An 11,351-nucleotide genomic window follows, 5' to 3' on the forward strand; every position below is an offset into this window, starting at 1 on the left:
TCTCACCACTCGGCGAAACCTACCTCACCACCGCCGACCCACCACCAGCCCCACCAGCACCAGCACCTCCAGCACCAGAGATACCTCCGCCCTTCTAGCCAACTCAGTTCTCCTGTGCTGCCCAATTGCCTCGATCTACTGAGACAGACCTGAATGCACAGTTCTAACCTTCTAGCCTTCAGCGGTGGCAACGGTCCGTTCAATGGCGGCAGCGAAGATCGGGAGGCTTCGTTCTAGCATCTCCTCGTTGGCAGTCAGGGAAATCCTAAAGAAGCCGGGTGTCTCGAAATGCACGCCTGGCATCACAAAGACCCCCTGGGCCGCTAGGGTCGCCACGAATGCCTCGTCGTCGGGGTCCGGCGAGCGCACAAACAGGTAAAACGTTCCTTCCGGGCGGATAACCCGATAACCCATCTCCTGCAACGCATCAACCATCCGGTCGCGTTTGCGTTGGAGCGCCGGGATATCGATCGAAAACTGTTCGAGTCTGGGCAATGCGTGCTGGAGCACGGCGTTTGGGTAAATCCATCCCATCGCCAGTTGCAGGGCGTCAAGTGCGCTGACAACCACATCACGATCAGGCAGGTTCGGATGCAACGCCAGATAGCCGATCCGTTCACCCGGCGAAAGATGAGTCTTCCCGTACGAGTAGGCCAGCAGGGTATAGCGGTAAAACTCGATCGGACTATGGAATCGAGCACCGTCAAACACGATGCGGTTATAGGGCTCATCGGAAATGAGATAAATCCGGCGACCAATCGCGGCCGAGCCGCTCTCAAGCACTGCCGCGAGACGTTCGAGCACAGCTGGCGGATAAATCCGGCCGCTGGGGTTGTTGGGAGTGTTGACAATCACCGCACACGTGCGGCTGGTGATCGCCGCTGCGATCTGGTCCACGTCGAGGTCAAAGGTCTCCAAATCCACAGTGACCTTTACGGGGACGAGCCCGGCCTCGATGACGATCGGCTCGTAGAAGAACCACGGTGGAAGGCTGTAGATCACCTCGTCGCCGGGGTCTCCCACTGCCTTGAGCGCGAGGGCGATCGCCGTGAAACCGCCGGTAGCCAGGTGGATGTCCTCGGGACGAAATGGCACCCCAATGAGGCGCTGGAGGGAGGCCGCGGCCGCCTCCTGCGCCTCAGGGGTGTTTTGTTTGTAGGCAAACCATTGGTCGTTGCGTGGAATTGTGGCTTCCTGGAGCGCCGCAACATAGGCCTCTTGCGGCATCTCGTGTGGGTTACCGAAAGTCAGGTCGCAGATGCCTGGCTCGTTCCGGCGCGCAGCATACGTCGAGGACGTGAGGAAAGCATTGAGGAGCCGGTAAGGCTCGGCTGCTGCCACGTTCCCAGCCCGCTGCGATATCGGCGAACTGGCAAGCCCCGGTGTCATCGAACTGGAGCGGTCAGGATCAGGTATTCCCGGCTGCTGGCTGGTCTTTGGCGCCGGACCCTTATCCAGTGCATCGTTGGCTGGTACGTCATGGTCGGGTGGGTTGGTTTGATCACTCATGATCGCTCCTCAGCTGTCGAATAATCAGCGCGCTGAATCAGTGGAGGCTGTGATGCGACCGATTATGGCCTCCACTGATTCAGCTGTAAAGAGCGCTTCCAGACCGGGCCTTTCCCTCCGCGGAACGGGTTGGAGGGGGCCGGGGACTGCTGCGGTGTTATCTACCCAGAGTGTTATCTACCCAGAGTGTTATCTACCCAGAGTGTTATCTACCCACGGTGAGCCGGTTCAGCGCGGTGGCCCTGCTCGTCCCGCCTGCCCGCCGAGCCTGGACCCGACAACCCGGATGACCCGCCGCGGTGCACCGGTCCGGATTCGCGTCCTAGCCGGGATGGCCACCAGATCCGCCGACCCAGGTCGTAGGACAGGGCCGGCACCAGCAGCGAGCGCACGATCAGCGTATCCAACAGCACACCGAAGGCCACGATGAACGCAATCTGGGCAAGGAACAGAATCGGGATGACCCCCAGGGCTGCGAAGGTGGCCGCCAGCACCACACCCGCAGAGGTGATGACTCCGCCGGTGACACCCAGACCCCTCAGAATTCCGGGGCGGGTTCCGATGCGTAGCGATTCCTCCCGGACTCGTGTCATCAGGAAAATGTTGTAATCCACCCCCAATGCCACGAGGAACACGAAGCCAAACAGCGGAACCGACGCATCTGCACCCTCAAAACCGAGCAGGTTGTTGAACACCAGGGCCGACACGCCCAGCGCCGTCGCGAAGGAGAGCACCACGCTGAGGATCAGTAGGACCGGCGCCACGATGGAACGGAGCAGGAGCATCAAGATCACCAGAATCACCGCCAACACGATCGGAATGATCTTCACCAGGTCAGCCTGGGCCGTGTCGTTGGTGTCAATCGCGATCGCGGTTACGCCACCAACCAGTGCCTCTGGGCTGGCGTCGTCCAGTGCGGTCCGCAACTCACGCACCACGTCTTCGGCCTCATCGGAGTCTGCCGGTGACTGCAGTGTGCCGGTAATCAGCACGTTGCCGCCACGGACGACGACGTCGCTGCCGGGTTCGGGAGACTCGGAACTGAGCGCGGCGTCAGTGATGCCGGCCTGGCTCTGCACCACTTCCAGGACAGCATCCTGGTCCTGCTCTGGGGCGATCACCGAGACTGGGCTCCCCGAACCGGCGTCGAAGTGGCGCGCCAGGGCTTCCTGCCCGTCCACCGCATTCGATTCCGTGAGGATCAGTGCGGACTGTGGTACTCCGTTAGCCTGCAGTTGGAACAAGCCCAGGGAACCGGCGGCCAGGACGAGGAATGAAGCGATCCAGACGGGTCGGGCGTGCCGGGAGATCAGTGTCGCCACCTTCTTCCAGATGCCACGCAGTCCCTCCAGCCCGGTGGCGTTCACTCCTTCGGGCTGAACGTGGCTGGACCCCAGTTTGGGGCGCAGCGGCCAAAACGCCGACCTGCCGAAGAGCAGGAGAAGAGAGGGCAGCAGTGTCAGGGCAGCCGCCAAGGAGAAGAGGATTCCAATCGCCGCGATCGGACCGAGGCTCCGGTTGGAGTTGAGGTCGGAAAACAATAGACAGAGCAGCGCAACAATAACCGTGGCCCCGGAGGCAAGAATCGGTTCGAACGAGCCGCGGTACGCCACCCGCATCGCGTCCCATTTTGCGGCGTGTTCGCCAAGTGCTTCCCTGAACCGTGCAACAAGCAGCAGCGCGTAATCGGTCGCCGCGCCGATGACCAGGATAAACAGGATTCCCTGGCTCTGACCACTGAGCTGAATCCATCCCCAGTCGGCCAGGGCATAGACCAGAACGATCGATGTGGCCAGCGCAAACACTGAGGTCAGCAGCACCAGGAACGGAAGGATCACAGACCGGTAGACGGACAACAGGATCAGAAAGACCGCTCCCAGCGCCACGCTGAGCAACAACCCATCAATGCCGCTGAAGGCGCTTGAGAGGTCGGTGGCAAAACCGGCCGGCCCCGTGACGTACCCGGTGGTACCGTCGGGGATCTCGGCGGTCAGCACCTCCCGAAGCGCCTCTACCACCTCCCCGATCTCGGCGTCGTCCGCTACAAACGCGATGTACTGAATAGCGAATGAATCTTCGGCTGGCACGGGCCCGATGACAGTTGGCGCTCCGGCTTCAGCAGGCTCCAGTCCCTCAACCGCCGCGAGGGAGGTAGCAAGCTCCTCGTACCCACCGAGGTCGGCTGGTGGAATCTCCGTCTCCGATTCGACGACGATCACCGCAGGCAGGGAGTCCGAATCAGTGAATTGGTTCTGCAGTTCACCTGCTTCGGTGGATTCGGCGTTGGCCGGGAGGAACGACGCCTGGTCATTGCTCGAGACTTCCTCCAACTTGCCGAAGGTGGGACCCCCGAACGCGGCGCCCACCAGCCAGATCAGGACGACGACGGCGGGCAACAGGACCCGTAACCACTTGCTGTGCATGATGAACGCCTCTCAACGAAATTATCTCTAAAACAAACTATATCCATCATGGAGATATAATTGGTAGACGGACTAGAGTTGTTTCTTGCGGTAACTGTTGAAACGACGAGGTGAGAGTGAGCATGGCAGAGAACCCCCGGCCCGAACTGATGGCGTTGCTCCAACAGTTCACCGTGGAAACGGATCGGTACGTGGATACTGTCAGCGCGCGGGATTCTCTCTATCGGACAGATCTGAATGCCCTCGGCGTCATGATGGGCGCCGCCCGGGCCGGTGCCGTCGTGACTCCCGGGATGCTGCGCTCCGAACTGCACCTGAGTTCCCCTGCGACTACCGCACTGGTGGACCGCCTGGATAATGCGGGCCATGTGAAACGCTCCAGGAGCGACGTCGACCGGCGGCAGGTCCACCTCGAAATGACCGAGAAGGCAATGGCCACCGGCGGCAAACTTTTCGCCCCACTGGCCCAGCACATCGGTGGCGCGCTGGCACAGTTCTCCACCGAGGAGCAGGAACTGCTGGCCGAGATGATGCGTCAGATCACGAGCGCAACCATCGCCGCGCGAGAGGAAGTAGCGCAGCAACCGGCCGGGTAGTGCTGGTTGCTAGGCTGAGCCAATGGATCGATCACGCGCCAGACAGGACCATTTCGACACCGTAGTGGTGGGCGGAGGCCATAACGGGCTCGTTGCAGCCACGTACCTGGCCAAGGCGGGCCGGTCGGTGGTGGTCCTCGAGCGCCAGGACCAAGTGGGTGGCGCCGCCGTATCCGCAGAGGCCTTTCCCGGCACGGGAGCGCGACTGTCGCGGTATTCCTACCTGGTGAGCCTCCTCCCCCAGCAGATTATCAACGATTTGGGGTTGGATCTGGAGCTGGTCCGTCGACGGTATTCCTCCTACACGCCGGTGGCCGGCGGCGCTTCCGGCCTGCTGGTCGACAACGAGGACCGCAAAGCGACCCGAAAGAGTTTCCGCAGGATCGATGCGGGCGACGATGCTGGGGCCTTTGGCGAGTTCTACGGTCGCACCGCGACCCTCGCCGAGCGACTATGGCCCACGTTCACCAAGCCGCTGCTCAGGCGCGCTGAGGCGAGGGAACTGGTCGGCGACGACGAGATTTGGGCCGACTTCATTGAACAGCCGCTCGGTGGGGTAATCGAGCGCTCGGTGGAGTCAGATTTGGTACGTGGGGTACTCCTCACCGATGGCTTGATCAGCACTTTCGCGCGGGCCCACGACGAGGACCTGCAGCAAAACAAGTGCTTCCTCTATCACGTGGTTGGCGGGGGAACCGGGGACTGGGATGTCCCGGTCGGCGGCATGGGAGCAGTCAGCGGTGCCCTGGAACGGGCCGCGCTGGCCGCGGGAGTGGAGATCCGCACGGGGGCCGAGGTGACAGCGGTGGCGCCCAACGGCGTCGTCCATTACCAACCAGCGGAGGAGAGCAGCCGCATGCGGAGCGTGACCGGCGAATACGTGCTGGCCAACGTCACGCCCGCTGTGCTGGGTCGGCTGATGGGCGGTCCGGGCGCCGACGGTTTCGCAACCTCCGCAGGTGCGGCCGAGGGCGCCCAGGTCAAAGTCAACCTGCTGCTCTCGCGGCTTCCGAAACTCAAGGACCCCGAGATCAGCCCCGAGCAGGCCTTCGGCGGAACCTTTCACATCAACGAGTTGTACTCGCAGTTGGACACCGCGTACACCGCCGCGGAGAACGGCAGGATCCCATCCCCCTTGCCGATCGAAATTTACTGCCATTCCCTGGCCGATCCGTCGATCCTGTCGGAGTCACTGCGGGAGTCGGGCGCCCACACCCTGACCGTTTTTTCTTTGCAGACCCCGCATCGATTAAGCCATGACGCCGATCACGACGTGCTGCGCGCAGAGCTACAGGCTGCAGTGCTTGAATCGCTGAACAGCGTGCTGGCCGAGCCCATCGAGGATTGCATCCTGCGCGACGGCGACGGCAAGCCTTGCATTGAAACGAAAACCACCCTCGATCTGGAGGAGACGCTGGGCCTGACCGGCGGGAACATCTTCCACGGTCCGTTGTCGTGGCCGTTTGCCGAGGACGATGCACCCCTGGACACCCCCGCCCAGCGCTGGGGTGTCGCCACCGACCACCAGCGCGTGCTGCTCTGCGGGGCGGGATCCCAACGAGGCGGTGGCGTCAGCGGGCTGGGTGGCCACAGCGCCGCCATGGCCCTCCTCGAGGAGCATTAGAGGTTCAGAAGAAAACGCCGAGTGGAACGCTTAACCGGTCATGTGACTGGTCCCGCCAGTAGAGTGAAAGCCTATTGACCCTGGACTTACCGCGAGTGTCCGCACCGGTGCGGAGCATCGGACGGCCGCTCACCATACCTTGAGGCGAGTTTGAAAAAGACACCAACCGAGGGACCGCGGGCCCTCGTCATCAGTACCAGCCGGGACAGGGGTGCGCTTGCTGCCGTCCGCTCGCTGCGCCAGTCCGGCTGGGTGGTTGGTGTCGGAACTCCCGACGGCGGCGGGATGCTCGGCGCGTCAGTCGCCTGCTCTGCCCGGCATGTGGTGCCACGACCGCGGCTGGATGGCGCCGCATTCATCGAAGGAGTCCGCCGGGCAGTAGCCCTAGGGTCCTACGACGTCGTGTTCGGCGGCGGCGACGACTGGATGGCGGCACTCGCCACCTATCGGGACGACATTCCCACCCGGGTGGCCCACCCGCCGGCCGACGTCGTGAACGCTGCACTCAATAAGGTTGAACTTTCGGCGCTCGCCCATCAAATCGGCCTGTCGGCGCCCCGCACTGTCCATGCATCCGATGAGGCGATCGAACAATGGCAAGGGCCGGTGGTAGTCAAGTGCCTGACGCACTGGGCGCACGGCCAGACCAGGCCACACCGGATCGAAGCGAAGCTCTTCCCCGACATCATTTCTGCCGGTCCACAGATCGAGCGGGTCAGGAAGGCCGGCGCCGAACCGATCCTTCAGGAACCGATCAAGGGGCATCTCGGTGCCCTCATCGGGATTTTCCACGACGGCCACCTGGATGGCCGGGTGCAACAAGTCACCTCACGCCTCTGGCCCACTCCAAACGGTGTGTCCACCCGTGCCGAGACGGTCCGGGTGGACGAGGATCTCGCAGCCAGGGTCGAAGCGCTGCTCCGCGAGCTCGGATGGTGGGGGTTGGTGGAGCTGCAGTTCCTGATTGACGACGACGGCGTCCATCACCTGATCGACCTCAACGGCCGCTTCTTCGGTTCGATGGCACTCACCAACGCCGCCCGGCCGGGTCTGACTGATCTGTGGGGGCGTCTGGTGCTCGGCGAGAAGATGCAGACATTGCCCGACGCCGCCCCTGGCATGCGCTACGCGTGGACGGCCGGGGATCTGCGACGGGCCAGCGTCGAACAGCGCGGCGGGCGGGTCGCCGACGTGGTGGATACCCTGCGGTGGGCTGGTCAGGCCCGCCACAGCGTGTGGGATCTGAAAGACCCGGGCCCCACCCTTCACCTTGCCTCGGCCCGGTTACGGCGGATCGATAGAAAGCCAAAATCAGTGGCAGCAGTCACCGGGTAGCTACTCGGCTAACCCCGCCCGCTCCTCCGCGCGACGCCCTTGACCATGTCGAGGGCCAGCAGTCGTTCTGGTGCCCGCAGCAGAATCAGCCCCAACAGGTACACGCCGAGGACCACGATGGCGACTGCCCCGCCGACCACAATGGCCGGCTGCCCAGCCACGATCACCAGGGCACCGACGCCAGCCGCCCCGGCTACCGCGGCCAGCCCCAACGCGCGCGCAATCAACGCCACGGTGGGCCGCAGCTCCAACCCCCGGTGGCGTCGATGCAGCAGCCAACCGTTCGCCAGGGCCGCGAAGCCCAGTGACGCGGTGGTCGCCAGCGCAATGCCTGCTATCCCCATGATGGGAGCGAGCATGATGTCTCCAACCACATTGATCACCATCGCAATTACCGACACCACCACCGGGGCCCGCGCATCACCCAGCGCATAGGAAGTACTCACCACCACCTGGCGGCACCCGAGGGCCAGCAGGGCGGGCGCGTACCAGGCCAGGGCGGTAGCCGTTGAGGTGATGTCGTCGCCGGTGAAGGCGCCGCGACCAAAGGCCACCTCTGCCAGCGGTTCGGCTGCGATGATCATCACCACGCAGATCGGGGTCAGCACGCTAACCGCGACCGCCAGCCCGCGGCCCACCAGCCGGCGCACCTCGCCGATGTTCTTCGAGGAAGCGCTCAACGCCGGGTAGAGAGGTACCAGCAGCGAAGCGATAATCAGGGTCTCCGGCAGGTTGACCAGCCGCCACCCATAGGACAGGGCTGTAATGGCCCCCTCCTCGAGGGTGGAGCCCACCGCACGGTCCACCAGGGTGTTGATATTGGCGATTGCACTGCCCACAAGCATCGGTGGCATCAGCCGCGCCATTTCGCGGAATCCCGGGTCGCCAAGGTTCAACCGCGGGCGCACCCGCGTTCCCAACGAAAACAGCGGCGGCAGCTGCAACAGCAGGCGTGCGGCCGACCCGACGACGAACCCGACCGCGAGCGCGGCGATGCCATAGGTGGGCCCGAAGAGTCCGGCGGCGCCGATCATGATGATGTTGAACGGCACGCCCTGCAACGCTGACCAGACCACCCGACCATGTGACTGCGACAGTGAGGCCAGTAGGTCCGTCCCAGCGATCAGCACCGTGGCGATCAGGACGATACGGGTCAGCGCCTCGGTTGTCTCGGCCTGTGCGCCATCAAAGCCCGGGGCGATCACCGCGGTGACTGGGCCGACGAAGATACTCATCACCACCCCGCCCACGCCGAGCACGATCATGGTGACGGTGAGCGCGGTGTCGAACCCCGGATGGCCCCGGCAACCGTCCTTCTCCTGGGCAGCCTCACGGGACGTCACGGGGATCGCCGACCGGGCCATGGCGTAGGCGATCAGGCCCAGCACAATGTTCATCAGCCCCTGCGCCACGAGGTAGGCGTCGAGCTCGGCACCGGCCCCGAAGACGGCAGCAATCACGACGTCACGGACGAACCCGAACAGGGTGGACACGGCGGTTAGGCCGGTCACCAGTAGGGCTGCCCTCCGTATACCTGGCCTAGTCACCCTATGACGATACATTTTGTCGCCGGGATCGCCCGCACTGCGGCGTCAACGGCCCGTTAGGATTGGCTGGTGACTTTTTCTGTCTGGCTGGCTCTGCTCGGAGCCCAGGCCCTCATCAGCTTCAGCCCCGGAGCCGGGGCCGTCAACACCATGAGCAATTCGCTCACGGTGGGCTTCCGCCGGTCCATGTGGGGCATCCTCGGGCAGCAGGTGGCACTCCTCGTTCACATTGCGGTGGTTGCGGCGGGAGTTGGGCTCCTGGTGGCGAGCTCCCCGGTGGCGTTCAATGTCATCCGGTTCGGTGGTGCCGCCTACCTGGTCTATCTGGGTATCAGGAAACTCCTGCAGTCCCCCGATCTCGAGGAGCAGGCTGAGGTCCGCCGGGCCGAGGGCGCCTTCTCCCTGTTCCGCCGGGGCCTGTGGGTGAACCTCCTCAATCCCAAGGCAATCGTGTTCTTCCTTGCTTTCATTCCACAGTTCATCAGGCCGTCCGAGCCGCTGCTGGGTCAGTACGGCATCCTGGCCGGCACGGTCGTGGCGATCGATGTCCTGGTCATGTGGTTCTTCTACGCTGCAACCGCCAAATCGTTCAGACGGTTCACCCAGAATCCTCGTGGGCAGATCGTCCTCAACCGGATCTTTGGCCTACTGTTTGTAGCCGTGGGTATCCTGCTCGCCGTCGCCTAACATCACCCGAGGATCAACAGCCCATGGCACCAAAAGGCGGGACCACCGTCGCACCGTTGATCGTTGCTATCGACGGCCGCTCAGGGGCCGGCAAGACCACCCTCGCCGTCGAGTTGGCGGCACTGCTCCGCGAGCATCACACGGTCAGCCTGTTTCACCTCGAAGACATATACCCGGGCTGGGACGGGTTGGAAACGGGTATGAACCGCTATGTTTCGGCGGTGCTGGAACCCCTTGCCGCCGGGCACACCGCCGAGTGGCGGGCGTGGGACTGGGAGGCCAACGACGACGGGCCAGCACAGCACACGGAACCGGCCGACGTCGTCATCGTTGAGGGTGTTGGAGCGGCCTGCCGGGCCGCACTCGAATTTTTGGACGTCAGCATCTGGGTGGAAGCAACCGAGGATATCCGGCGCACCACGGCTCTGAGCCGTGACGGGGACGCCTACGCGCCGTTTTGGGAGCGGTGGGCAGCGCAGGAGCAAACGTGGCTCAGTCGGGATCAACCTCAGCTCACCGCCGACCTCGTCGTCACCGGGCATCAGGACGTCTCGGCGCCCGAACGGGTCAGGTTGGCCCTCACTGGCCTGCCTCAGTGCGGTTCGCTGCTCGCGGCTGAGCGCGCACAGCGCCGGGCCGTCACCCTGCAGGTGGAGCGTCACGACGGCTGCCCGGATGGCGCCGCCCTGTTCGCCGCTCTCTACGGTTCCTCAGAACATGCCGTCTGGCTGGACAGTTCAGCCTCGGCTGCAGGGGTCGGAGGGCGCAGCCGGTTCAGCATCCTGGCCGATGACGGCGGCCAGTTCGGTCAGCTTGCCCGGCACTCCAGCGGGGCAACCGAGATCATTTCGGGGCAGGTCACGGCCCGCATCCCGGGCCCGTTCTTCCGTTGGCTCGATTCGGTCTGGGGTCGCAGGGCGGTGCCCACACCCAGCGACTATCGGTGCGGTTTCACACTGGGCTGGTTGGGTTATCTCGGGTATGAGCTCAAGCGGGAAACCGGTGGCAGTTCCGCGGCTCCTGGCACACTCCCGGACGCAGCCCTGATCTTCGCTGGCCGTGCGGTGGTCCTCGATCACGAGCTGCGGGCAACCTATCTCCTCACCCTGACCGCGCCCGGACATGACCAGGAGGTGCAACACTGGCTGTCCGCAGCGCGGTTGGCCGTTCGGGAGGCGGACGCCCTCAAGCCGCCGGGCGCCACAGCTTCTCCGAGCGACACAGTTTCCCCAGCCGCCACAGCTTCTCCGAGCGACACAGTTTCCCCAGCCGCCACAGCTTCTCCGAGCGACACAGTTTTTCCAGGCGACACCGTTTCCCCGGGCGCAGACCCGCCGCCGGCCTTCACCTCCCGCGATACCCGCGCCAGCTACCTGGACAAGGTACGCCGCGCCCAGGCTGAGATTAGGGAAGGCAACACCTACGAGGTCTGTCTCACCACCTCTCTCCACGCGCACACGACAGGGTCCCTGAACCCGTTCGATGTGTACCGCGCCCTGCGCCGGGCCAGTCCTGCGCCCTTCGGCCATTTCCTCAGGTTCCCCGGCTTCGCCGTAGCCAGCACATCCCCGGAGCGGTTCCTGCAACTCAGTGCCGGCGGCGCCCTGCGCGCCGAACCGATCAAGGGCAC

Annotated in this window: 7 protein-coding genes and 1 pseudogene (1 of these 8 running past the window's edge); 5 read left to right on the forward strand and 3 right to left on the reverse strand. The window is 64.1% G+C overall.

Annotation, left to right across the window (positions count from 1 at the left end; translation table 11 throughout):
- Window positions 1-171: 171 nt before the first annotated feature.
- Both B384_RS0100050 and B384_RS0100055 read right to left on the reverse strand, forming a co-directional pair.
- Complete coding sequence (locus B384_RS0100050) at window positions 172-1,509, reverse strand: aminotransferase class I/II-fold pyridoxal phosphate-dependent enzyme (protein ID WP_019481103.1); 1,338 nt, start codon at window positions 1,507-1,509, stop codon at window positions 172-174.
- A 209-nt stretch (window positions 1,510-1,718) separates the two neighbouring features.
- Window positions 1,719-3,932, reverse strand: coding sequence for an MMPL family transporter (locus tag B384_RS0100055; RefSeq protein WP_019481104.1), 2,214 nt, complete (start codon window positions 3,930-3,932; stop codon window positions 1,719-1,721).
- 122 nt (window positions 3,933-4,054) lie between these two features.
- On the opposite strand from B384_RS0100055, the gene B384_RS0100060 reads away from it, so the two are divergent.
- The 3 genes from B384_RS0100060 to B384_RS0100070 all read left to right on the forward strand — a co-directional run bounded on the left by B384_RS0100060 (window position 4,055) and on the right by B384_RS0100070 (window position 7,487).
- Window positions 4,055-4,528: a MarR family winged helix-turn-helix transcriptional regulator gene (locus B384_RS0100060; protein ID WP_019481105.1), complete on the forward strand. Its 474-nt coding sequence runs from the start codon at window positions 4,055-4,057 to the stop codon at window positions 4,526-4,528.
- Between the two features lie 22 nt (window positions 4,529-4,550).
- Entirely contained in the window at window positions 4,551-6,152 is a 1,602-nt protein-coding gene (locus B384_RS0100065; protein WP_019481106.1) for a phytoene desaturase family protein, read from the forward strand.
- Between the two features lie 150 nt (window positions 6,153-6,302).
- A complete protein-coding gene (locus B384_RS0100070; protein WP_019481107.1) occupies window positions 6,303-7,487 on the forward strand; it encodes an ATP-grasp domain-containing protein in 1,185 nt (394 codons plus the stop codon).
- An 8-nt stretch (window positions 7,488-7,495) separates the two neighbouring features.
- Here B384_RS0100070 and murJ read toward each other — a convergent pair whose 3' ends face one another.
- A complete protein-coding gene (murJ, locus tag B384_RS0100075; RefSeq protein ID WP_019481108.1) occupies window positions 7,496-8,998 on the reverse strand; it encodes a murein biosynthesis integral membrane protein MurJ in 1,503 nt (500 codons plus the stop codon).
- Window positions 8,999-9,103: 105 nt separating this feature from the next.
- Here murJ and B384_RS0100080 point away from each other — a divergent pair, with 105 nt between their 5' ends.
- Window positions 9,104-9,721 carry a LysE family transporter gene (locus B384_RS0100080; protein ID WP_019481109.1) on the forward strand — a complete coding sequence of 206 codons (618 nt, stop codon included), beginning with the start codon at window positions 9,104-9,106 and terminating at the stop codon, window positions 9,719-9,721.
- Between the two features lie 23 nt (window positions 9,722-9,744).
- Window positions 9,745-11,351 (forward strand): annotated as a pseudogene (locus B384_RS17160) (chorismate-binding protein); it runs 564 nt beyond the window's last position.

Origin of the sequence: Arthrobacter sp. TB 23, assembly GCF_000294595.1 — a bacterium.
Lineage (GTDB): Bacteria > Actinomycetota > Actinomycetes > Actinomycetales > Micrococcaceae > Arthrobacter_D.